We start from the raw sequence: 23,435 nt of genomic DNA on the forward strand, positions 1-23,435 counted from the left end.
GGGTCATGTCCGAAGCAGCCCTCCGGGACACCGTCGACGATCTGGACCGCCGTGTGATCGCGGCGCTCCAGCTCAACGGGCGTGCCCCGTGGAGCGCGGTGGCCCGTTGGGTCGGTGCCAGCGAGACCACCGCGCAGCGTCGTTACGCGGCGTTGCGTGAGCGAGGGCTGTTGCGGGTGACCGGCACTCTCGAGCTGGACCGGACCGAGGGGGGATCCTCCATGATGGTCCGGGCCCAGGCACGCCCGGGACGAGGTCTGGAGGCGGCGGCGCGGTTCAGTGAGAGCCCCGACGTCCGCTTCGTGGCCGTCGTCACCGGTTCCGCCGATCTCGTCGTCGACTTCGTCGCGCGTGACAACGACGACATGATGCGGATGCTGTTCACCGACCTGCCGGCGACCGACCTCATCACCAGCACCGAGGTCGTTCCCGTCATCCGGCCGTTCACCTCGGCGGCCATGTGGGACACCGGGCTGCTGCCTCCCGAGGCGGCGGCGGAGCTCCGGCCGGCCGCGGCCGCTCCGGACTCCATCGGCCGGGACCGTGCGCCACAAGCGCTCACCCCGCTCGAGCAGGAGATCGCCGCGGCGCTGCGGGAGGACGGCCGGACCCAGGTCAGTGTCCTCGCCCGGCGGCTCGACCGCGCCGAGTCCAGCGTGGCACGCGCCCTGGACCGGCTGATCTCGCGCGGTGTCCTGCAGTTCCGTACCCTCGTCGATCCGTCCCTGCTCGGGTTCGACGCGGAGTTCATGGTGTGGCTGTCGATCGAGCCCGGAAGGCTGGAGGCGGCGGGACGGCAGCTCGCCAGGCATCCCGGGACGAAGTTCCTGGGCGCCGCCAGCGGGCGCTTCAACCTCATCGGACACATGGTGCTGCCCCGGCGCACCGACCTGTACCCGTACACCAGCGAGGTCATCGGGTCGCTGCCCGGGCTGATCGCCTCCGACGTGACGCTGCACCTCGCCACCGTGAAGTACTCCTGGTACCGGATGCACCGCCCCGTCTGATCCACACCGGGCGGGGTCCCCGTCTCCCCGACGAGACGCCGGTACCGGCGGTTCCGCCGCGCCCCTCCCCCACCGTCCCCGTACGTCCCGACCTGAGCTTTCCCGCTCGTACACCACACCCTCAGGAGCCCTCCCATGCCCTCAGACGACCCGGGCCTGCCCGAAGAGAGCTGGCGCTGGCCTGAGCCGGCCTGGCGCGGCCATGTCGACGCCGTGCGCGCCGGACGGCGTCTCGTCCCGGACCGCTGGCCCGGCGGCGCCCGTGTGGCCGTCGCCCTGTCGTTCGACTCCGACCACGAGACGATCCCCCTGCGCGACGGCGAGACCAGTCCGGGACGGCTGGCGCAGGGCGAGTACGGCGCCCGCGTCGGCGCGCCGCGGATCCTGCGGCTGCTGGCCCGCTACGGCGTTCCCGCCACGTTCTTCATGCCCGCCGTGTCGGCCCTGCTGCATCCGGAGGAGGCCCGCGCGTACACGGAGGACGGGCACGAGCTGGCGGTGCACGGCTGGATCCACGAGCGGAACATGCTGCTGGGCCGCGAGGACGAGCGGGAGCTGACCGCGCGCGCCCTGGACACGCTGGACGCGCTGACGGGCCGCCGCCCGGTCGGCATCCGCACCCCGTCGTGGGACTTCTCCGAGTCCACGCTCGCCACGATGCTCGAGCTCGGGTTCACGTACGACTCCTCGCTCATGGCCGACGACGAGCCGTACGAGATCGTCGCCGAGGGGCGTCCCACCGGTCTGGTGGAGATCCCGGTCGACTGGATCCGGGACGACGCGCCGTACTTCACGATGGACCGCTACGGCGCCGTCCGCCCCTACAGCCGGCCGCGCGACGTCGGTGAGATCTGGCGCGACGAGTTCGACGCCGCCTACCGCGACGGCGGAGTGTTCCAGCTCACGCTGCATCCCCATGTCATCGGCCATCGGTCGCGCCTGGTCGTGCTGCGGGAACTGCTCGACCACATCACGGCCCACCACGACGTGTGGTTCACCACCCATGCCCAGCTCGCCGACACCGCCCGCACCGTGCTCGACGGCACCGCCGGCACCCGTCCCGTCCCCTCGGAGCACACGCCATGAACCTCAAGTCCGACCTGTCCGCCGGGTCCCCCGCCGCGGCCGGCGCGCCCGCCTCGCGGAAGCTGAACGCGAAGCAGCGCAAGGCCATCGTCGCGGGCACCATCGGCAACACCGTCGAGTGGGTGGACTGGGCCCTCTACTCGATCTTCGCGAAGATCATCGCGGACGAGTTCTTCCCCAAGGGGAACGGCGCGGTCGCCCTGTTGTCGACGCTCGCCGTGTTCGCCGTCGGGTTCGTGATGCGCCCGGTCGGCGCGGCCGTGCTCGGCGCGTACGCCGACCGGCACGGCCGTAAGAAGGGCATGACGCTCACGGTGGCGCTGATGGCGGGCGCCGGGTTCGCCATCGCGATCACGCCCAGCTACGAGCAGATCGGGTTGCTGTCGCCGCTGCTGCTGCTCGTCGCCCGTCTTGTACAGGGCTTCTCCGCGGGCGGTGAGTTCGGTTCGTCCTCCGCGTTCCTGGTCGAGTCCGCGGCCCGCGGCCGCCGCGCCTTCGCCGGGTCCTGGCAGCAGGTGTCGGTCGCCGGCGGTGTGCTGATCGCCTCCCTGCTGGGCACCCTGACCACCTCCACGCTCAGCGACGAGGCGCTGCACTCGTGGGGCTGGCGCGTCGCGTTCGTCCTCGGCGGGCTGCTCGGTCTGGTCGGCCTGTGGCTGCGGGTCTCCGTGGAGGACACCGAGTCCTTCACCGAGAGCCAGGACAGCGGCCGTACCCGCACCAACCCCGTCAAGGCGATGTTCGTCGAGCACCCGGCGGCCACGCTGCGCGTCGTCGGCATCACCGTCGCGGGCACGCTCACGTACTACATCTGGGTCAACTACCTTCCCACGTACGCGAATCTGACCACCGGCATCCCGCTGAAGACGGCGCTGCTGTCGCAGACGCTGTGCCTGGTCGTGTTCGTCATCGCGCTGCCCTTCGCCGGGCTGCTCTCCGACCGGGTCGGGCGCAAGCCGACGATGGCGGCCTTCGCGGGCGGGTTCGTCGTCCTTGCCTGGCCGCTGCTGCACCTGCTGGGCGACAGCTTCTGGAGCCTGTTCCCGGTGCAGCTCGTGGGCATGCTGCTGATCCTCGGCTACTCCTCCAACTGCGCCGTCATCATGGCCGAGCAGTTCCCCGCCGAGGTCCGCGCCACCGGCATCGCCCTGCCGTACGCGCTCGCCGTCGCCGTCTTCGGCGGCACCGCGCCGTACGTCACGACGTGGATGCACGAGAGCGGCCACAGCGGTCTGCTGTGGATCTACGTGAGCGTCGCCTCGCTGATCTCCCTCGTCGTCTACCTCACGATGCCCGAGACCAAGGACAAGGATTTCAAGTGACCCACGTTCTCGTCACCGGGGCCGCGGGCGGCATCGGCAGCGCGATCGCCGAGGCGTTCGCCGCGCAGGGCGCGTTCCTCACCCTGTCCGACCGGGACATCGACGCCCTGGACGCCACGGCCGCCCGCATCGACGGCGGCACCGCGATCCGGGCCGCCGACCTGACCGGCGCCGATGCGGCCAGTGACCTCGTCGAGCAGTCCTGGGCGGCGCACGGCCCGGTGGACGTCCTGGTCAACGCGGCGGGCGTCTACCCCTCGCTGGACATGGCGGACGTCGACGCGGCGTCGTGGGACCGGCTGTTCGCCGTGAATCTGCGCGCCCCCGTCCTGACCACCGCCGCGCTGGCCCGCCTCGCCGCGGCGTCGGGCCGCCCCGCGTCCGTCGTCAACATCTCCTCCGGGTCCGCGCTGCGTTCCCGCCCCGGAGGCGGGCCCTACGCCAGTTCCAAGGCGGCCCTGGAGATGGCGACGCGGGCCGCCGCGCTCGAACTGGGCGCGCTGGGCATCCGCGTCAACGCGGTCAGCCCCGGGTTCGTGCTGGTCGACAGCGACGTCAACCCGGTGTCCGCCGAGTACGCCCGGAGCATCGACGTCAATCCGCTGGGCCGCCCCGGGACGCCCGAGGACATCGCCCGCGCGGTGTGCTGGCTCGCCGGGCCGGAGGCCTCCTGGATCACCGGCGAGACCGTACGCGTCGACGGCGGGTCGAGCACGGGGGCGCTGCATCTGCCGCGGATCTGGCAGGCGGACGGCACCCGGGCAACCCGCCCTGCACATGCGGAGGCACCGGTGGGTGCCGGCACCACGACGGAGGAAGTCACCCGATGAGCGACACCACCCAGGGCCCGGCCGCGTACACCGTCGTCGGCGGCGGGGCGATCGGCGGAACCCTCGCCTTCGCCCTGGCCCGAGCGGGCCACCCGGTCACCGTCGTCGACGCCGACCCGGCACATGTGGAGGCCATCCGCGCGCACGGTCTCGTGCTGGCGCGGGGCGACCGCCGTACGAGCGTCGCGGTGCGCGCCGAGACGCCCGACACGTTCGACGGCAGCCTCGGCCGGGTCCTGCTGGCGGTGAAGGCGCAGGCGACGCGGGGCGCGGTCGAGTGGATCGCCCCTCGTCTGGAGCCCGGCGGTTACGTCGTCTCCGTGCAGAACGGCTTCAACGAGGACCTGATCGCCGAGTACGTCGGCATCGACCGTACGGTCGCGGCGTTCGTCAACATCTTCGCCGACGTCGTCGAACCCGGCGTGATCCTGGACGGCGGCGCGGGGGCGCTGGTGATCGGCGAACCGAAGGGCGCGCCTGTCAGCGAGCGTGTCCGGTCGCTGGTCTCCGACCTGCAGAGCTGGGGGCCGGCCCGGGCCAGTGACAACGTCGAGGGCTGTCTGTGGGCCAAGGCAGGCTTCGGCGCGATGCTCGCGGCGACCGCTCTCGCCGACGCTCCCATGGCCGACCTGATCGACCGGCACCGGCCGGCCATGGCCGCGCTCACGTCGGAGGTCTTCGCCGTGGCCGACCGGCGCGGGGTCACGCTCCAGGCGTTCGACGCCTTCGATCCGGAGCCCTTCCGGCAGGGCGCGGACGCCGCGGCCCGCGAGGCCGCCTTCGACCGGCTGACGGCGTGGCTGCGCACGCAGAGCAAGGACCGCAGCGGCATCTGGCGCGACCTGGCGGTACGGCACCGCCCCGTCGAGGTCACGACGCACTACCGCGACGTCATCGCGTACGCCACGGAGCTGGGCCTGCCGACGACGCTGCTGCGTACGGTCATGGACGGGCTGCGTGAGCTGGAGGGCGCGCCGGAGACGATGTCCGAGGGGCGTCTCGACGCGCTGGACCGGCTGACCGGCGGGCCGGCCCTCGGCGACGCGGACCCGGGTGTCCGGGCGGGCCTCGACGAGGGTGACCCGGGCATCCGGGCGGGCCTCGGCGCCGGAGACTCCGGCGTCCGGGGAGGCCTGGAGGACGGTGACCCGGCCGTACGGGTGCGGCGGTGGCTGGAGGAGCACCGCGAGGAGATGGTCGCGGACCTGGCCGCGTACACCGCGCAGGGCAGTGCGAGCGACGACCTGGACGCGCTGGACGCGTGCCTGGCCTGGCTGCGCGGCTGGCTCGACGAGCGGCTGGGCGCGGCGGGGAGTGAGGAGATCCTGCGGCGGGACGACGCCGGGGACATCCTGATCCGCCGCTACCCGGCGCGTGACACCACGGCGGAGGACGCGAGGCCGGTACTGCTGCTTGGGCACTACGACACGGTGTGGCCGACCGGCACACTGGAGTCCTGGCCGTTCCGCCGCGAGGGCGACACCGTCACCGGGCCCGGGGTGTTCGACATGAAGGCGGGTCTGGTCCAGGCGGTGTGGGCCCTGCGCGCCCTCGACGCCCTCGGCCTGCCCCGCCCGGCCGTCACCCTCATGCTGAACGGCGACGAGGAGACGGGGAGTCTCGCCTCCCGCGACGCGATCGTGGAGACGGGCCGGGACTGCCGGCTGGCCATGGTGTTCGAGGCGGCGGTGGACGGGGCGATCAAGACGGCACGCAAGGGCGTGGGCCTGTTCACGCTGACGGTCACCGGCAGCGAGGCGCACGCGGGTCTCGACCCCACGGCCGGGGCGAGCGCGGTCGACGAACTCGCCGCGCAGGTGGTGCGGTTGGCGGAGCTGCGCGACTTGGATGCGGGCACCTCCCTCAACGTCGGCGTGATCGAGGGCGGCACCCGCAGCAACGTCACGGCGGGCCGCGCCACGGCACATCTGGACGTCCGGGTGGCGAGCGCGGCCGAGCAGGACCGCATCACACGGGCGCTCGCGGAACTGCGTCCCGTGAACCCCCGGACGCGGGTGGAGGTCACGGGCGACTGGAACCGTCCGGTCTTCGAACGCGGCGAACAGGTCGCGGCGGCTGCGGAGTTGGCGAAGTCCGTGGCGCGCGGCCTGGGGCACGACCTCGCGGAGGCGTCGGTCGGCGGGGCGAGCGACGGCAACTTCCTCGCGGCGGCGGGTGTGCCGGTGCTGGACGGCATCGGGGCGGTCGGCCACGGGGCGCATGCGCGGACGGAGTGCGCATCGGTGTCGGGCATGGTGTTCCGGGCGGCGCTGACGGGTGGGGTGCTGGTGAGGCTTGCCGGGGAGTGAGAAGCGTTCGGTGTTGGGGCGAGCCTGCGCGTGTCGCGGGCTCACCTCGCCTTCTCACCAGGGCAGCTGCCCAGGACCGTCCCCGCGCACGGGGAGCCGCCCACGCAGCAGGGCGTCGCCGCGCTTCTCCTCCCGTAGGGGCAGGACAGCCGCCCCTGCGCTGCTTCGGTCGCCGCCGTGCCGGCTGAGCCATGCCAGGGCTTCCCCCCGTTCGGTCTCGGCCGGGGGTGGCTTCAGTTGGTCCGGGTGGCGGATCAGGGCGTGGTCGCGTGCGGTCCGCAGGGCGATCGCGCGGGCCTCTGGAGAGAGGCACGTGTCCTCGGCGACCTTCCGGGCCCGCCGCCACCAGCTTCGGCTCCTGGAGTCCACGGCGTAGTGCCAGAGCGGCTGCGCGGGGTCGGCCACGCCGAGCAGTACCCGGTGCGGCACGTGATCGCGAATCCCCCGGCGTGCCGATCAGACGGTCGGCGACGGGGAGCGGGACGCACCGCGGTCCAGCGGTTCGCCGAGCGTGTCGAGGAACTGGCGTACGCCGTCAGGGTCCGACGGGTCGGGCAGCCCGTCGTCCCCGGTGGGTGATCCGGTCCAGCCGGAACGCGGAGCGTGGTCCGCCGTCGACGACGGCGAAGCCCGCAGGTCCCGTGCCGAGCCCGGCGGCGACGGTGGCGTGGTGGCCGCCCCAGTGGAGCAGCAGTTCGCCTGTCAGTGTGCCGGAGCGGTCAAAGGCGTGCCTGTGGGCGTCCCAGTGCCAGTAGGCGAAGGAGGCGGGGGTGGGACCTCGGTGCCGCCGCCCTTGGCTTCGAGCAGGGGGGCGGCTTCCTCGTGACCGTCGGCCCGCGTGACGCGGCGTCGAGTGGGCGGCGGCAGGACGAAGAAGCCGTTGCCGGAAAGGCTGTTCCACCACGTGGTGAGGGCGGCGAGGTCCGACAGCGGACGCGGGCTGTTCACGTGCTCCCCCAGCGGTTCACCTGGCCGAATGCCGACACGGGCGGGCGCGTCCGGTTCTCACGACGCGGCCGACGCTTCCGCTTCCCCACGGATACGGCTCCCATGTACTGCACGCGCGGGACCCTGTCCACAAGGACGGCAACCCGCCAACCCCGCCCCGACAGGTGCGGATCATGACTGACGGCCGACGCACAGACCGTATCGGTGCTGCGTTCCGGGGCGACAACCCCACCGTGATGCGGAGGCGCGGCGCCGGCTTGGCGGGCATCGGGGATGAACTCGACCGGTTGCGGTCGCCGGAGTGAGCCGGAAGGGTGCGCGCCCCGCACCGTGATCGATGGCGTGATTTCATCTACCACCTATCAGCGGCGGCCGCGAAGGATACGCATGTCCGGGCCGCAACAGCGGCCCGGCGTGTTCGAGTCCGTGCACCCCCACCACCCAAGGGAGAAGCATGCGTACCGAGATCGTTCTGTCCCAGGATGCCCCCGAGCTGGACCTCGACCTGGACCTGCGTGTGTCCGATCTGCCGGAGCAGGCCGAGTCGTTCGGGCAGGGCACCTACACCTCGCCGAGCAGCTACGCGATCGGCACGCGCTGCCCCGTCTGTTGCTGACGGACTGAGGCCCCTGAGGGGCTCTTCCGAGCGGGGCGGTGCTGGGACCGCCCCGCTCTTCCGTACGGACGGCGACGAGGAGAGCACACACGTGGCGGCGGAGTCCGAAGCCGATCAGGCGTCTGCAGTATTCGAGGTACGGGAGCCCGTGCTCGTCCGCATGGCGAGCCGGCCGCGCGGAGCCGCACTCGCGGGCGTCGACGCCACCGATCCGGTGCCGGGGGCGCGACGGCTCGCCTCCGATCCCCTGCTCGGCCAGGCGGTCCGGGTGGCCAGCGGCTCCCTGGCGCACAGTCTGGACCGTCTGACCAGCGACGAGGGTGCGGCCGCGCTGGGGCGCAAACGGACGGTGAGCGCCGCGCGCACCCTCACGCGGTACGCCCGCCGGGCCGCGGCGCGTCCGACGCCGTTCGGTCTGTTCGCGGGGGTGGGCAGGGCCAGGTTCGGTTCCGCGGCCAAGGCGGAGCCGGGGACCGGTGAGGTCGCGGTCCGGCTCGACGGGGCGTGGCTGCGCCGTCGTGTCCTGGCCTGGCTCGCGGAGCCCGCCGTCCGCCGGCGTGTGGACGTCGTCCTCAACGACCTGTGCTTGCTGCGGGACGGGCGGCTGCATCTGCGGACCGGCGGGCAGGAGCAGTCGGTGCGGGACACCGCACTGGTCGGTGCTGTGCGGGAGAGGGCTCGGACCCTGGTGGCGTACGGCGACCTGATCGACTCGCTCTTCGAGCGTTTCCCCACCGTGGACGCCCAGCAGCTCGACCGTCAGCTCGCCGAGCTCGTCCGGCACGGTTTCCTCCTCACGTCGATCACCCCGCACCGCATCGACACCGCGCTGCTCGACGGCATCGAGGCCGTGCTCGACGAGCCGCTGCCCGACGACGCGCGGGCGCTTCGGGACATCCGGGCGGCCTGTGCGCGGTATCAGCTGGACGCCCCGGGGCAGGGCGGGGACTCCTGGCGAGCGTTGCTGGACGAGGTCCGGCGACTCGATGTCCCCGGCACGGGCGGTGATGCCCGGTCCCGGCCTCCCGTGCACGTGGATCTGCACATGCGGGGCGAGTTCGTCGTCCCGGAGACGGTCGGGCATGAGGTGTGCCGGTACGCGGCCGCGATCTGGGCGATCACCCCGGAGTGGACGACGCTGGCGTACATGCGGGACTACCGGGACCGCTTCATCGAGCGGTACGGCACCGCCTGCGCCGTACCGCTGGGCGACTTGGCCGACCCGCACCGCGGGCTCGGTCTGCCGCCTGAGTACGGCGCGGAGCCCACGTTCGCGCGCACCGGGCCCGGTGACGAGGCGGACGGTCCGCGACGCGCGCTCATCGGTGAGTTGATCCAGGAGGCCGTCCTGTCCGGCGGCGACCTGGTGCTGACGGACGACGTCGTACGGCGTCTCGCGGACGTCGCCCGGCACGACCCGGAGGCCGCGTCGCCGCGCGGCCTCGAACTCTGCTTCCAGGTGCTCGCCGACAGCACCGCCGCCCTGGACCGCGGCGACTTCCGCCTGCTCGGCAGCCCGCACATCGGGGCCTGGGCGGCCGGGGCGACCGCGGGCCGTTTCGCGGAGGCGGCCGGCCTCACCGCCGGACTCGCCCGGCTGGCTGCCGACACGTCCGGCGCCGCCGACGGCGAAGTGATCGCCGCGCAGGTGGAGTTGGTTCCCCGGGAGCCGCGCGGGCTCAACATCGTCCAGGTGCCCCGGCTGCTGCCGTACCGCATCCCCGTCGGTGTGCCCGACGACCGGGACGACCCCCGCTGTCTGGACTGGCGTTCCCTGCTCGTCGCCGCCGGATCGGACGGGCTGCGGCTGCTGCACCCGGAGAGCGGGCGCCCTGTCCGGCCGGTGCTGCCCCACATGCTGGCCCTGGACACGCAGGCTCCTCCGGTGGCGCGCTTGCTGATGGATCTGGCGACGGCACGGCCGCGGGTGTGGTCGGGGTGGGACTGGGCCGGGCACGACACCCTGCCGTATCTGCCCCGTGTGCGGTACGGACGGGTGGTGGCGATGCCCAAGCGGTGGCTGCCCGGGCGGCGGCTGCGCGACGCGGCGCGCGCCAAGGGCGCGGACGTGTGGGAGCAGGGCCTCGACGCCTGGCGTCGGCGTCTCGCCGTACCGGACCGGCTGCAGATCGCGCGCAACGACCAGATGTACCCCGTCGACCTGCGCGAGCGCTGGGACAGGGACCTCTTGCGGTCCGAACTCTGCGCCCCGCAGCCCCAGTTCGTCCTGTACGAGGATCTGACCGCCGAGGGGGCGGGGCTCGGCTGGAACGGCGGGCACAGTACGGAGATCGTGGTGCCCCTCGCGGGCGCGCGGCGGTCCGGCGGGGCCGGCGAGACCGTGGGCAGGGAGCGTACGCAAGCGCCACCGCCGGTGCGGCTCGCGCCCACCCGGTTCCATCTGCCGGGCGAGGACTGGCTGTTCGTCAAGTGGTACGCGGAACCGTCGGCCCACGACGCCCTGCTCGCCGATCACCTTCCCGCCGTGCTCGCCGAGATCGAGGACGACGTCGACCGGTGGTTCTTCGTGCGGTACCAGGATCCCGATCCTCATCTGCGGCTGCGGTTCCACGGTGACAGTCAGGCTCTGAACGGCCGGGTGCTGCCCGCGCTCAGCCGTGCGTCGCGCCTGCTCGTCGAGAACGGGGCGCTGCGTTCGACGGCTCTCGACACCTACCGGCCCGAGACGGACCGGTACGGAGGCGAGGCCCTCCAGGAGTCCGCCGAGCGCCTGTTCCACACGGACAGCCTGTCGGCCGTCGCGCAGGTGCGTGCCCTGCGTGGTGCGACGCGGGCCCTTCCCGCCGACGTGCTCGCCGGGCTCGGGCACGCGGTGCTTCTCGAGTCCCTCGGGGACTGGGACTGGTGCGGCTGGGTCGACCGGATGTTCACCAAGACCGACGAGCACGAGGTCTACCGGCGTCACCGTGCTCTCGCCGACCGGCTGATCACGCCGGGGGACACGGTGGCGTCGGCCGTGGAAGCGCTGAGGGCGCCCGCGCTCCACGCGCTGTGGGCCGGCGCCGACGAGCCGCGTGCGTACGGGCGGTTGATCCTCTCCGCCCCGGAACCCGACCGCGACGAGGCGCTGCTGTCGCTGCTGCACATGCGGCACAACCGTCAGTTCGGCATCGACCGGTCGGCGGAGGCGCGGGGGTACGCGGTGCTGCGGGGTGCGGTACGGAGTCATCTGGGACGACGGCGTCACGGCGGCCAACGAGCGGGCGGGGGCGGTCGATGAACGGGGCGACGGACGTGACCACCACCGGGGGCACGACCCGGGAACGCGCGGGCGGCACGACCTCACCGGTGCTCCGGGAACGAGCGGGCGCCGTGTCCGCCGAGATCCTGGAACGGCTGGCCGACCCCGCCGCCACCGTCGCGGCCACGCGCATCCCGGCCGAGGCCGCGGACGACGGGGTCGCCGAGCCGGTCTGGGCCGAGCTGACCCTGGGCAGCGGCAGCCCCGGACTGGCTCTCGCTTTCGCAGGGGCCGCCCGCGACGCCGCGCGGCAGGTCCCGCGCACCCATGCGTATCTCACGGCGGGCACGCGCGCCGTGTCAGTGACGGGCGGCACGGCGAGCGGCATCTTCAAGGGGCCCGGCGCGCTGGCGTTCGCCGTGCTGGTCGCCCACCGCACCACCGGCGGATATGTCTCCGCCCTCGAGCGGTTCGACGCCTACCAGCGCGATCTGGTACGGACGGTCCTGCCACCCGTCGAGGACCGGCCGTTGTCGACCATCGGGCACTACGAGGTGGTGCGTGGACTGACCGGGGTGGGCCGCTATCTGCTGGCCCGTGCGGAAACCTGCGAGGAACCGCTGACGGCGGTCCTCGGCTGTCTCGTCCGTCTGTCACTGGGCACGGTGGAGCATCAGGGCGCACAGGTGCCGCGCTGGTGGGCGTTGGACGCGCCGCGGATCGGCTCGGAGGAGGCGTTTCCCGGTGGTCACCTCAACCTCGGCCTGTCGCACGGCGTTGCCGGACCGCTCGCGTTGATGGCCCTGGCGTGGGAGCAGGGTGTGCGGGTGCCGGGGCAGCGGGAGGCGATGGAGGCGACGGCGGGCCTGCTGCGGACCTGGGCGGTGACGGACCGGCACGGTGTGTTCTGGCCCGGCCACCTCTCCTTCGCCGAGTGGCAGCGCGGTCCCGCCGCGTACACCGGGGCCGCCAAGTGGCCGGCCTGGTGCTACGGGACGCCTGGGGTGTCCCGCGCACTGCAACTGGCGGGGCGGGCTCTCGACCGGACGGACTTCTCGGACCTGGCCCGCGCCTCGGTGGACCGGCTGCTCACCCTCCCCCGGCAGCACTGGGGGATCAACGACCATGCCCTGTGCCACGGTTGGGCGGGGGCTCTGCACCAGCTCGGCCGGCTCGACGAGGAGTGGAAGGAACCGCCGCTGGCCGCACTGCGGGACGACATCGCCGCCGAACTCGTCTCCGCCTTCGACCCGGCACTGCCGTTCGGACTGCGCTTCACGATGACGAAGGCGCCGTTCGGATCCGACGTGTCCGGTTATCTGGACGGTGCCGCGGGGGTCGCGCTCGCGCTGGACTCGTACGCGACGGGGGGCACTCCGGCCGACTGGGACATGCCGTTGCTGCTGGCCTGATCAGGCGGTGTCCATGCGGCTGGCACCAGTGCGAGGGGTGGCGTACGCCGGATGGGCGGTGGCGTGTCGTCCTTCTAGCCTCGGGTGCATGATCACTCGTCGTTCCCTCTTGATGGCAACTACCTCGGTGGCGGTGGCCGGTTCAGCCTTACCGGCCACCGCTGCTCCAGGCCTGACCGGTGCCGCCCGGTCGCTGCGGCGTGACGCCGATGCGGTGCGGGACACCGGGGTGACCGGCGTGGCCGTCCGTCTCGACACTCCGCGCGGGACCGTGACGGCCAGGTCGGGTGTGCGGGACCTGGTCACGCGGCGTCCCGTGCCGGAGGGCGGGTATCTGCGTCTCGGCAGCACGACGAAGACGTTCGTCGCCACCGTCCTGCTGCAACTCGTGGGCGAGCGGCGGGTCTTTCTCGACCGGACGATCGAGGAGCTGCTGCCGGGGGTCGTGCAGGGCTCTGGGAACGACGGTCGGACCATCACGGTGCGCGACCTGCTGCGGCACACCAGCGGTCTCGCCGACTACGTCCACGACGTCTTCCCCGGGCAGAGCGCGGAGACCTACTTCGCCAACCGGTGGCGCGCGTACGCACCCGAAGACCTGGTGCGCCTTGCCGTGCGGCACCGCCCTCTCTTTCCGGCCGGCACCGATTGGGCCTACTCCAACACCCATTACGTCCTCGCCGGGCTGATCATCCGGAAGATCACCGGACGCACCTGGGAGCACGAGGTCACCGACCGCATTCTGCGCCCGCTCGGTCTGCGGCACACCGACACCCCGGGCACCCGCCCCTTCCTCCCGCATCCGCACACGTCCAGCTACCAGCAGTTCACCGAGGGCGGCCCGCTGGTCGACACCACGCTCCCCTACCGTCCTTTCGACAGCGGGGCGGACGGTTCGATGACCGGCACGGCGCGGGACCTCAACCGCTTCTTCGCCGCCCTGGCGAGGGGGCAGCTGCTGCGGCCCGCCGAACTCGCCGCCATGCGGGACACCGTGGGGGTACCGCACGGCAGTGGTCACCCGGAAGGCACCCGGGCCGGCCTGGGCCTGTTCTTCACGCCTCTCTCCCGTGGCGGCGGCTACCTGGGACACGGCGGGAGCGGCTTCGGGTACGTCGTCCAGACCGCGACCACCCTCGACGGCCGGCTCACCGTCACCGTCTCCGCGCACAGCCGCTCCGCCGATCCGGAAACCGCGGCCCGCCAGGAAGAGGCCATCCGGGACCTCATCGACCGCGCCTTGAGCCGACACGCGAAAATGTGATGCGTCCGGCTGTCTCCTGGCGACAGACTCGCGCCTATGACCGGCCAGATCACGCGTATCAATCCGCCTCAGCTCCATGCGACCCCGGGGTACCACCACATCACCGTCGTCGAGGCGGGCCGGACGGCCTATCTGGCGGGGCAGTGCCCCCTCGACCCGGCGGGGGAGCTTGTGGGGCCCGGTGATCTCGACGGCCAGATCGACCAGGTGGCGGCCAACGCCCTCGCCGCCCTGAACGCCGTAGGGGCCGAGCCGGAGCACGTCGTCCGCTCCGTCATCTACGTGGTCAGCGACGACGGACCGGTCCTGGGCGCCGCCTGGCAACGCCTGACCGCGTCCGTCATCGGACCCGCGTTCACCACCGCGAGCACCCTCCTCGGCGTCGCCCGGCTCGGCTTCTCCGGGCAGCTCGTCGAGGTCGACCTGACCGCGGCCCTGCCCCACTGACCACGGCACCGGGCCTCAGAAACCTGCTCCCCCAGGGCGCCACACGTACCGGACGTCCGGCTCCCGTTCCTCGTTCCGTGAACCGTCGGTCCACTCCTCCGCCACGAAACCGTGCCGCTCGTAGAAGCGACGTGCCGCTTCGTTGACCTGGAACGTCCACAGCGTCAGCCCCGACGGGCTGCGCTCCTTCGCCATGTCCACGAGGCGTCCGCCGATGCCCCTGCCCTGCCAGGCCGGGTGGATGTACAGCTGGTCCAGGTCGTCACCGTCCAGCACCGTCATCGCGACGACCGAGCCGTCCACCGTCGCCACCCACGTCTCCTGGCCGGGCACCACCACCTCGCGGATCCAGGCCCGCACCTCGTCGTCCGTGTGCGCCCGGCGCACGCCCGGAAGCGCCGCCGTGAAGGACCGCAGCCACACCTCGGCCACGGCCGCCGCGTCGGGGCCGGCCGCACGGCGGATGGCGAAATCGTTGATCTCCACGACCCGCATCCTTCCAGACCCCCGCCGCCCGCACCCTTACGCGTACATCGACTCGATCACCGCCCCGTGCAGCCGCTCGACGTCCCTGCGCCGCACACTCAGCTTCGGGGTCAGTTCGCCCGACTCCGCCGTCCACGGCCCGGGCAGCACGCGGTACGTCTTCACCTGTTCCGGGCGCGACAGCTGCGCGTTCGCCTCCGCCACCGCCTTGTCCAGCGCCCCGAGCACCTCCGGGTGGCGGGCCAGTTCCTCGAGGCCGTCGGCGGCGACCTCATGGTCCTTCGCCCACAGGGGCGCCGCCTCCTCGTCCAGGACAAGCAGCGCCGTGATGTACGGGCGCCTGTCCCCCACCGCGACCGCGTGGGCGATCAGCGGGTGGGTGCGGAGCAGGGACTCGATCCTGGTCGGGGCGATGTTCTTGCCGCCGTCGGTCATGACGAGCTCCTTCTTGCGCCCCGTGACGGTGACGATGCCCCGTGCGTCGACGGTGCCGAGATCGCCCGTCGGCAGCCAGCCGTGCTCGTCGGTCGCGGGGTCGATGCCGCCGTCGGCGCGCAGGTAGCCGGGGACGACCACCGGGCCGCGTACGAACAGTTCGCCGTCCTCGGCGGCCTTCACCTCGATGCCGGGTCCCGGCCGGCCGACCGCGCCCAGGGCGAAGGCATCGGGTGTGCTGACGGTGGCCGCGCCCGTCGTCTCGCTCAGACCCCACACCTCGTGGACCGGCAGACCCACGCTCGCCAGCGTCTCCAGCACGGCGGTGGGGATGGGCGCCGCACCGCTGGAGGCGCGCCGGCACTCGTCGAGGCCGATCGCGGCCCGTATCGGACGGAGTTCCTGTCCGTCGAGGTGTGTCAGGCGCTCGGTCAGCTCAGGGGGGACGTCCTCGGCCGCGGAGCGGAGGCGGTACGCCTTCAGGGCCAGTTCGCGGGCCTCCCCCAACTCCTCGCCCCGCTTGGCCCGTAGGACGCCGGCCAGCTTCTCCCACACCCGCGGCACGCCGAAGAACCCGTGCGGGCGGACGTGCAGGAGTGTGGCGGGGAGCTGCGCAGGGTCACGGCAGATGGTGACGTGGCCCGCGTTGCAGATCGGGAGGTAGATGCCGAGCACCCGCTCGGCGATGTGGGCCAGTGGCAGGTACGCGACGGTGCGAGGGTGGTCCGGGACCAGAAGCGACTGGTCCTGCATGAGGGACTCGTGGATGACGTTGCGGTGGGTGAGCACCACCCCCTTCGGCTCGCCCGTCGTGCCCGAGGTGTACACCACCGTCAGCGGCTGGTCCGTGGTGATCTCGTCCGTCAGCGCCTCGAAGGTGGCGGCGTCCAGCGGTCCCGAGCCGCGCACGGCCTGGTAGCTCACGAACCGTTTGTCGCCCTCCGGGGCGGCGCTCCAGTCCAGGACGATCACGGCACGCAGGTACGGCAGGTCGTCCAGCACGGGACCCCAGCGCCGCATCTGTTCCTGGCCCTCCAGGACCAGGACGGTGGCCGCGCTGTGCCGGGCGAGGTGGCGGATCTGGTCCGTGCTCAGGGTGTCGTACGTGCTGCAGGGCAGGGCCCCGAGGTGGACGGCGGCCAGGTCCGCGACCCAGTGTTCCGCGCGCCGGGACATCGCGATGAGCATGCGGTCGCCCCGCCGAAGGCCCACGGCGCGCAGTCCCCGGGTGACGGCGGACACCTCGGTGCGCAGCTGGTGCCAGGTCAGGGTGCCGTCGTCGGGGCCGATGCCGGTGGTGAGGGCCGGCCGGTCGGGGTGGCGCCGCGCGTTCTCGCGCAGCAGCGCCGGAATCGTCAACCCGTCTACGGATCTGTGCAGTTGCTCCGATGCGGCCACGAGGGCTCCCTCCATCGCCTTGCGTCTGCGGACTCCTGGGGCGGCACACGGTGGACCGCTGTTGACGGAGTGTCAATAGATTCGGTCGCGCCTCTGGCGATCTTGCGCGGTCTGTGCTCCCCTGGGGGCGCGACGATACAGCGATACTAAATGTGTTTCAGCGTACCAAGTGATCGTGCGAAGGGGCAGGGCCCGAGCGGGGGTCATGGGCCGCAGCACGTACTGCCCCTCGCAGGTACGGCGACGTCAGGGATCACGCACGGCAAGAGCCACGGACCACGGGACAGAACCCACCGGGACCAGACGAGGAGTCGCAGCATGACCGACATCAACAGGCGGAGATTACTGCTCGCGGGCGGCGCACTGGGCGCGTTCGGGGCGCTGGGAATGGCCTCGCCGGCGCGGGCCCGGTCGCTGTGGACCTGGTCGCCCGCCGACTCGGTGGCGGGCAGCGGGGCCGGTGTCGACCCCGACTGGCTGTGGGACGACGAGGTCGACGCGATCATCGCCGACGTGATCGAACGGGGCCAGGTGCCGCAGGTCAACGACCTGCTGCGGGACTGGGTGCGCAACGACCAGCCACTGCCCGCCGGGCTCCCCTCCGCCCTGCGGGACTGGATGGAGGAGGCGCGCAAGCTGCCCTCCTGGGCCGACACCGCGAAGCTGGAGGACGCGGTCGACTTCACCAGGAAGAAGGGGCTCTACACCGGCGCCCTCTACGGCCTGGGCAGCGGGCTGCTGAGCACCGCCATCCCACGCGAGGCGCGCGCCGTGTACTACTCCAAGGGCGGCGCGGACATGAAGGACCGGGTGGCCAAGACCGCCCAGCTCGGGTACGACGTCGGGGACAGGTACGCGTACAAGCCTGAGGGCGGGATGATCGCGACGTCGGTCCGGACGCGGCTGGTGCACGCGGCCGTAAGGCATCTGCTGCCGCAGTCGCCGGGCTGGTCCCGGACCAGCGGCGGGCAGACCATCCCGATCAGCCAGGCGGACATGATGGTCACCTGGCACAGCCTGCCGACGTACGTCATGGGCAAGCTCCGCGACTGGAAGGTCCCCATCACGGAGAGGGAGTCGGAGGGCTTCCTGCACGTCTGGCAGGTGAGCGCGCACATGCTGGGCATCCGGGACGAGTACATCCCGGCCACCTGGGCGGCCGCGAACGCCCAGTCGAAGCAGGTTCTCGACCCGATCGTCGACCACACCCCGGAGGGCGCCGCGCTCACCGACGCGCTCCTCGGCATCATCGCGGAGGTCGACGCGGGGCTCACCGAGCCGCTGATCAACGCGTTCTCCCGGTACATCGTCGGCGACCGGGTCGGCGATCTGATCGGGCTGGACCGCGAGCCGATCCTGCAGCCCATCGTCAGCAGCGCCTGGCCGCTGGTGGTGGCGTTCCGCGAGGGACTGATACCGCTGCCCGGGGTGCCGTCCATCGCCTGGGTGCTGGAGGAGGCCCTGCGCAAGTTCGTCCTGCTGTTCATGTCCGAGGGGCGGCCCATCCACCTGGAGATCCCGGACGCCAACCGCTCCCTCTGAACGCCCCTGTCCGCGCCCGTCGTTGACGTTCCGGGGCCCGGGCCGTCGCCGTCACCGGCGGCTCCCGTGTGCCCCGGTACGTCCGCCGATCACCACGAAGTCTCCGCGCGCGGCCCCCTTGCATGATCAGCGCACGCACGGAAAGGTGTGCGCCCCGTACCCCCGACCTGCCGAGATGGGATCGTGACGCAGTATGCCCAGTGACGGGATGGCGAAGACGCCCGAGTCCGACGCACGCGGCCCGGGACGACGACGCTTCCTCGGGTACGTCCTGGCCGCCCCGACGCTCGTCGCCGCCGCCGAGATGTCCTCCGCCCCTCGGGCCGCGGCCGACGGCATCCCCTCGCCGGAGATCACCGAACTGGTCGACCTCAACGACGTGATGACGGCCGCCGCCCTGCCGACCTCGGGTCTGATCACGGTCGAGGTGAACGAGGACGGCACCGTGTCGTTCGCCCTGCCGCGCGCGGAGGTCGGCCAGGGGATCACCACCTCGACGGCCATGCTGATCGCCGAGGAGATGGACGTGCCGGTCGAGCGGGTGCGGGTCACCCTCGCCGACGCGCGGCCCGAGCTGCTGTTCAACCAGCTCACCGGCGGTTCCAACACGACGTTCTCCACCTACACGCCGGTGCGGGTCGCCGCCGCGGTCGCCCGCCAGCGGATGCTGGCCGCGGCCGCCGACCAATTCGAGGTCACAACCGGTGAGTTGACGCTGAAGGCCGGCGTCGTGTCCGCCCCCGGCGGTCGCAGCGCCGGTATCGGGGAGCTCTCCGGGAAGGCTGCGGGCAGCACGAGCGAGCGGGTCTCCGTGAGCCTCAAGCCGCGCGACCAGTTCCGTGTCATCGGCCGCCCGCACACCCGAGTGGACGCCCTCGAAGCGGTCACCGGGCGCAAGCAGTTCACCATGGACCTCGACGTGCCCGGTGCGCTGCCGACCATGGTGTGCCGGCCGCCCACCATCAACGGCAGGCCCGGCACGGTGAACAACCTCGACGAGGTGCGGGCCATGCCCGGCGTCACCGACGTCGTGGTGATCTCCACCGGGGTGGCGGTGCGCGCGGACACCTTCGGACGGTGTATCGACGCCGTACGGGCGCTGCGCGTGTCGTGGAAGCCGGGGACTGCGGAGGGCAAGTCCGACGCGTCGGTGCTGAAGGAGCTGCGCGCCGCCGAACCGTCCATGGGGCTGCCTTCGTTGACTCCGAGCGTGGAGGGCTCGTTCATCTTCCACTTCCGCAGCAACAGCGCGCTGGAGCCCAACTGCGCGATCGCCGACGTCCGTCCGGACCGCGCGGAGATCTGGTCGTCCCTGAAGTCGCCGATCGTCGCCCAGGAGACGATCGCGGTGAAGCTCGGGCTGCCGGTGAGCGCGGTCAAGGTGCATGTCACCGAGGGTGGCGGCTCGTTCGGCCGGAAGCTGTTCTTCGACGCCGCGCTGGAGGCCGCCGAGGTGTCGAAGAAGACGGGCAAGCCCGTCAAGCTGATGTGGCACCGCGCGGACGACTCCCGTCAGGGCCGCACCCATCCGATGGCGATCTCCCGGGTGCGGGTCTCGTACGCGGGTGACACGGTCCTCGGCTACAAGCAACGGCACACGAGCGTCTCCACGGACCTCGGTCACGGCCTGGGCGAGCTGCTGACGGCGATGGCGGCCAAGCTGCCGGTCGGGGACATCGGGTTCTCGGAGACCTTCTTCCAGCTGTCGCAGTCGATGCCGTACGACTTCGGTGCGAACAGCAGGCTGCTGGCCGAGACGGACAAGGGCTTCAACACCGGCAGCATGCGCAACGTCTACTCCCCCGACGTCGTGTGCGCGCGGGAGCTGATCGTGGACCGGCTCGCCGCCAAGCTGGGCAAGGACCCGTACGAGTTCCGGCGACGGTTCCTGCGGGACGACCGGGCGCGGGCCGTGCTGGACAAGGCGGCCGAGGCCGGTGAGTGGGGCCGGACGCTGCCGGACGGCATGGCGCAGGGCATCGCGCTGCACACCGAGTACCACTCGGCCAACGCGGTACTGGTGGAGATCGACTGCCGGCCTGAGACGGTGAACCGGCGGGTGCAGGACGGCGTGGCCGGTCCCCGGGTCACCAAGGCGGTCGTCGTGGTGGACGTCGGTCTGACCGTCAACCCGCTCGGTCTGGAAGCGCAGATGATGGGGTGCCTGATGGACGGCATCGCCCAGACCCTCACCTCCAGCCTCCATCTGCGCGACGGTCACTTCCTCGAGGCCAGCTGGGACAACTACTTCTACACCCGGCAGTGGAACGCCCCGCTGGAGATGAAGGTGATCGTCATGCCGGACACCACCGGCAAGCCGGGCGGGGCGGGCGAGCTGGGCGTCGCCGCGTCGATGGCGGCGGTGGCCTGCGCGTACGGTCGTGCGACCGGCACCATGCCGACCACCTTCCCCATCAACCACGACATCCTGTCCTTCGATCCCAAACCGACCGTGCCGCCGATCCCCGCCTCCCCGGCCGACGGCCTGGACCACGTCCGCTGAACACCCCTGGAGCTCTCACGTGCCCAAGCACACTTTCCGCCTGAACGGCGAAGAGGTCACCGTCGATGTGCGGGACGACGAGCGGCTGTTGTGGGTGCTGCGCGACGTCCTGGGCGTGACCGGACCCAAGTACGGGTGCGGCATCAACGTCTGCAAGGCGTGCACGAGCCATCTCAACGGCCGTGCGGTGAACCCCTGCGCGGTGCCCGTCGGCGCCCTGAGGCCGACCGACGAGATCACCACCATCGAGGGGCTCGCCGACACGGTGGACGGCGAGCTGCATCCGATGCAGGAGGCGTGGCTGGAGCAGGACGTGGCGCAGTGCGGTTACTGCCAGCCGGGGCAGATCATGGCCGCGGTCGCGCTGGTCCGCCGGGTCGCCGAGGAAGGCCGCGAGGTCACGGAGGACGACCTGGACGGTATCCGGAACATCTGCCGCTGCGGTACGTATCCGCGGATCCGCGAGGCGATCAAGTCGGCGGCGGGGAAGATGTAGCGGCGGGCAGTACGGGGGTGTCTCCCCGGGCCTCCGCCGGTCAGGGGGTCCGGGGACCTTCGGGTGTCCGGGGAGTCAGCACGTCCTGGAGCAGGGCGCCGTACCGGGACACCAGCTCCGCGCGGTCCATGCGGAGCAGGCCTTGGTCCCCCGCGACCCACAGGGCGTAGAGGAGTCCTCCGGCCACGGCGGCCGCCGTGCGCGCGCGGACGTCGGCGTCGGGGCCGGTGAGCCGGCGGCGCAGGGGCTCGACGAAGAGATGTTCGTGTGTGTCCCGCAGCCGGTCGTGGATGTGCGGTTCGTTGCTGCCGTGAACCAGCGCGAGGAAGACGCCGCGCGCGGAGCCGCCGAGGTCCAGGAGGAGTTCGGCGAGGCGCTCACCCAGACGCTCCAGGGGTACGTCGAGCAGCGGTTCGTCGTCGAGCGTCAGATGCATCGTCTCCAGGAACAGCAGTTCCTTGGACTTGAAGTGACGGATCACCAGTGCGGGGTCCGTGCCGGCCTCGGCGGCGATCTGACGGACGGTGGTCCGTGAATAGCCCCTGCTCCGGAAGAGCTGGGCGGCGGCCGAGTGGATGGACTCGCGGGTCGACACGCTGGAGCCGGTCTGCAGCATGCGGGCCAGGATAGGCGGCCGTGCGCTTCGCACCTGCGCGTTCACATGTTCACAGGGGCCGGACGCAGATTGCGTGTGTGTTTCAAGAAGTTCGGTCAACAATGTTGACTCCGGCTCGGCGCCGCTGCACATTACTTGACGGTAGAACCAACCGGTAACCGCTCGACCAGGCACTCTTCCCCGCCACGACCGCCCCGTCCGCCCTGCCGACACACCCTGCCGCCCGCCGCACCCGCAGCCCGCCGCCCTCCCTCCGGAAAGGGATCACATGCAGAAGCATGTCTCGCGCCGTAATGTCATGGCCACCTCATGCGCGCTCGCCGGTGCGCTCACTCTGAGCCTCACGGCCGGCGGCACGGCCCAGGCGTCCGACCCGCTGCGGTACGTCGCCCTCGGCGACAGCTACAGCGCCGGCTCCGGCGTGCTGCCCGTCGACACGAGTAACCTGCTCTGCCTGCGGTCCACCGTGAACTACCCGCATGTGATCGCGGACCGGACGGGCGCCCACCTCAAGGACGTGACCTGCGGCGCGGCCCAGACGAAGGACTTCACCTCGTCGCAGTACCTGGGCGTGCCGCCCCAGGTGAACGCGCTGAGCTCCGACACGGATCTGGTGACGCTGACGATCGGCGGCAACGACAACGGCACCTTCATCAACGCCATCACGTCCTGCGGCAGCGCGGGGCTGCTGACCGGGGGCAAGGGCAGCCCGTGCAAGGACAAGTACGGCTCGTCCTTCAACGACGAGATCAAGAACAGCACGTACCCCGCGCTGAAGAGTGCTCTGCGGGCCGTGCGCGCGAAGGCGCCCAACGCGCGGGTGGCGGTGCTCGGTTACCCCTGGATCACCCCGGAGAAGGCCGACCCGTCGTGCTACCTGAAGCTGCCGATCGCCGAGGGCGACGTGCCGTACCTGCGTGACGTGCAGGCCCATCTGAACGCGGCGGTGGAACGCGCCAGCGAGGAGACGGGCGCGACCTTCGTCGACTTCGCCGAGGTCTCCGACGGCCACGACGCGTGCACACCGCTCGGCACCCGCTGGATCGAGCCGGTGCTGTTCGGCACGAGCCTGGTGCCCGTCCACCCGAACGCCCTGGGTGAGCGGCGGATGGCCGAGCACACGATGGAGGTTCTCGGGCTGAAGTGAGGACGGTTGTGGTGCCCGGTGCCCGGGGGACCGGGCGCCACGCCTGCACGTGCGCGGATCCGTTCAGTCGCCGAGTGCGGCGGTGGGGGTGTCGCCGTTCTGAGCCTGCCGGGAGCGCTCCGCGAGGAGCTCGGTGAAGTCGCGGACGCCGTCCGGGTCGATGTCTCCCTCGGACTCCCCTCCCGTCTGGACCCACAGCAGCGTGGTCCCGACCCGCACCTGTTGGGCTCGGCGGCCGGCATCCACCCGTCCATCGACGCACCGTCCGGAAGCACCCGCCGCGCCTGCTCCTTCGTGAGCGCAGCCGCCCGGCCGCCGTCGCCGCCGCTCTCCTCCCCGCTGCCGCAGCCGGCCAACAGGACCGCCGTC

19 protein-coding genes are annotated in these 23,435 nt (G+C 72.0%); 14 read left to right on the forward strand and 5 right to left on the reverse strand.

What is annotated here, in order from left to right:
• The first annotated feature begins 5 nt into the window (after positions 1–5).
• From ACQY0Z_RS33190 to ACQY0Z_RS33210, 5 genes are all read left to right on the forward strand, one after another.
• On the forward strand, positions 6–1,007 hold the full coding sequence (locus ACQY0Z_RS33190) for an Lrp/AsnC family transcriptional regulator (RefSeq protein ID WP_439813440.1): 1,002 nt from the start codon (positions 6–8) through the stop codon (positions 1,005–1,007).
• A gap of 135 nt (positions 1,008–1,142) precedes the next feature.
• On the forward strand, positions 1,143–2,093 hold the full coding sequence (locus tag ACQY0Z_RS33195; protein WP_189898263.1) for a polysaccharide deacetylase family protein: 951 nt from the start codon (positions 1,143–1,145) through the stop codon (positions 2,091–2,093).
• Positions 2,090–3,415: an MFS transporter gene (locus tag ACQY0Z_RS33200; RefSeq protein WP_439813441.1), complete on the forward strand. Its 1,326-nt coding sequence runs from the start codon at positions 2,090–2,092 to the stop codon at positions 3,413–3,415. The genes ACQY0Z_RS33195 and ACQY0Z_RS33200 overlap by 4 nt, the downstream gene beginning before the upstream one ends.
• On the forward strand, positions 3,412–4,245 hold the full coding sequence (locus ACQY0Z_RS33205) for an SDR family NAD(P)-dependent oxidoreductase (RefSeq protein WP_439813442.1): 834 nt from the start codon (positions 3,412–3,414) through the stop codon (positions 4,243–4,245). The genes ACQY0Z_RS33200 and ACQY0Z_RS33205 overlap by 4 nt, the downstream gene beginning before the upstream one ends.
• The gene (locus ACQY0Z_RS33210; RefSeq protein WP_439813443.1) at positions 4,242–6,554 is read left to right on the forward strand and encodes a M20/M25/M40 family metallo-hydrolase; all 2,313 of its coding nucleotides are present in this window, start codon (positions 4,242–4,244) and stop codon (positions 6,552–6,554) included. The genes ACQY0Z_RS33205 and ACQY0Z_RS33210 overlap by 4 nt, the downstream gene beginning before the upstream one ends.
• 54 nt (positions 6,555–6,608) lie before the next feature.
• Here the strand turns inward: ACQY0Z_RS33210 and ACQY0Z_RS33215 are convergent, their stop codons facing one another.
• A complete protein-coding gene (locus ACQY0Z_RS33215; RefSeq protein WP_254586330.1) occupies positions 6,609–6,983 on the reverse strand; it encodes a hypothetical protein in 375 nt (124 codons plus the stop codon).
• A 973-nt stretch (positions 6,984–7,956) separates the two neighbouring features.
• Between ACQY0Z_RS33215 and lanA the strand changes: the two genes are divergently transcribed.
• From lanA to ACQY0Z_RS33240, 5 genes are all read left to right on the forward strand, one after another.
• Entirely contained in the window at positions 7,957–8,118 is a 162-nt protein-coding gene (gene lanA, locus ACQY0Z_RS33220; protein ID WP_058915350.1) for an SCO0268 family class II lanthipeptide, read from the forward strand.
• Between the two features lie 91 nt (positions 8,119–8,209).
• Complete coding sequence (locus ACQY0Z_RS33225) at positions 8,210–11,359, forward strand: lantibiotic dehydratase (RefSeq protein WP_439813444.1); 3,150 nt, start codon at positions 8,210–8,212, stop codon at positions 11,357–11,359.
• Positions 11,356–12,732, forward strand: coding sequence for a lanthionine synthetase C family protein (locus tag ACQY0Z_RS33230; RefSeq protein WP_439813445.1), 1,377 nt, complete (start codon positions 11,356–11,358; stop codon positions 12,730–12,732). The genes ACQY0Z_RS33225 and ACQY0Z_RS33230 overlap by 4 nt, the downstream gene beginning before the upstream one ends.
• A 112-nt stretch (positions 12,733–12,844) precedes the next feature.
• Positions 12,845–13,996 (forward strand): serine hydrolase domain-containing protein, encoded by a 1,152-nt coding sequence (locus tag ACQY0Z_RS33235; RefSeq protein WP_189898564.1) that lies wholly within the window; start codon positions 12,845–12,847, stop codon positions 13,994–13,996.
• Between the two features lie 36 nt (positions 13,997–14,032).
• On the forward strand, positions 14,033–14,443 hold the full coding sequence (locus tag ACQY0Z_RS33240; RefSeq protein WP_254586334.1) for a RidA family protein: 411 nt from the start codon (positions 14,033–14,035) through the stop codon (positions 14,441–14,443).
• A gap of 15 nt (positions 14,444–14,458) precedes the next feature.
• Here ACQY0Z_RS33240 and ACQY0Z_RS33245 read toward each other — a convergent pair whose 3' ends face one another.
• A complete protein-coding gene (locus ACQY0Z_RS33245) occupies positions 14,459–14,938 on the reverse strand; it encodes a GNAT family N-acetyltransferase (protein ID WP_189898248.1) in 480 nt (159 codons plus the stop codon).
• Positions 14,939–14,965: 27 nt separating this feature from the next.
• Complete coding sequence (locus ACQY0Z_RS33250; protein WP_439813446.1) at positions 14,966–16,762, reverse strand: AMP-dependent synthetase/ligase; 1,797 nt, start codon at positions 16,760–16,762, stop codon at positions 14,966–14,968.
• 318 nt (positions 16,763–17,080) lie between these two features.
• On the opposite strand from ACQY0Z_RS33250, the gene ACQY0Z_RS33255 reads away from it, so the two are divergent.
• The 3 genes from ACQY0Z_RS33255 (at position 17,081) to ACQY0Z_RS33265 (ending at position 21,303) form a co-directional block, all read left to right on the forward strand.
• Positions 17,081–18,304 (forward strand): oxygenase MpaB family protein, encoded by a 1,224-nt coding sequence (locus ACQY0Z_RS33255; protein ID WP_254586337.1) that lies wholly within the window; start codon positions 17,081–17,083, stop codon positions 18,302–18,304.
• 193 nt (positions 18,305–18,497) lie between these two features.
• Complete coding sequence (locus ACQY0Z_RS33260; RefSeq protein WP_439813447.1) at positions 18,498–20,807, forward strand: molybdopterin cofactor-binding domain-containing protein; 2,310 nt, start codon at positions 18,498–18,500, stop codon at positions 20,805–20,807.
• A gap of 19 nt (positions 20,808–20,826) precedes the next feature.
• The gene (locus tag ACQY0Z_RS33265) at positions 20,827–21,303 is read left to right on the forward strand and encodes a (2Fe-2S)-binding protein (protein WP_189898242.1); all 477 of its coding nucleotides are present in this window, start codon (positions 20,827–20,829) and stop codon (positions 21,301–21,303) included.
• Between the two features lie 40 nt (positions 21,304–21,343).
• Here ACQY0Z_RS33265 and ACQY0Z_RS33270 read toward each other — a convergent pair whose 3' ends face one another.
• Entirely contained in the window at positions 21,344–21,919 is a 576-nt protein-coding gene (locus ACQY0Z_RS33270; RefSeq protein ID WP_189898241.1) for a TetR/AcrR family transcriptional regulator, read from the reverse strand.
• A 268-nt stretch (positions 21,920–22,187) separates the two neighbouring features.
• On the opposite strand from ACQY0Z_RS33270, the gene ACQY0Z_RS33275 reads away from it, so the two are divergent.
• Positions 22,188–23,066, forward strand: coding sequence for an SGNH/GDSL hydrolase family protein (locus ACQY0Z_RS33275; RefSeq protein ID WP_381729536.1), 879 nt, complete (start codon positions 22,188–22,190; stop codon positions 23,064–23,066).
• A gap of 63 nt (positions 23,067–23,129) precedes the next feature.
• Here ACQY0Z_RS33275 and ACQY0Z_RS33280 read toward each other — a convergent pair whose 3' ends face one another.
• Positions 23,130–23,312, reverse strand: a complete 183-nt coding sequence (locus tag ACQY0Z_RS33280; protein WP_254586341.1) for a hypothetical protein — start codon at positions 23,310–23,312, stop codon at positions 23,130–23,132.
• Between the last annotated feature and the right edge of the window lie 123 nt (positions 23,313–23,435).

The organism is Streptomyces sp. P9-2 (assembly GCF_051903975.1).
In the GTDB taxonomy this organism is placed as follows: Bacteria; Actinomycetota; Actinomycetes; order Streptomycetales; family Streptomycetaceae; genus Streptomyces; species Streptomyces cellulosae.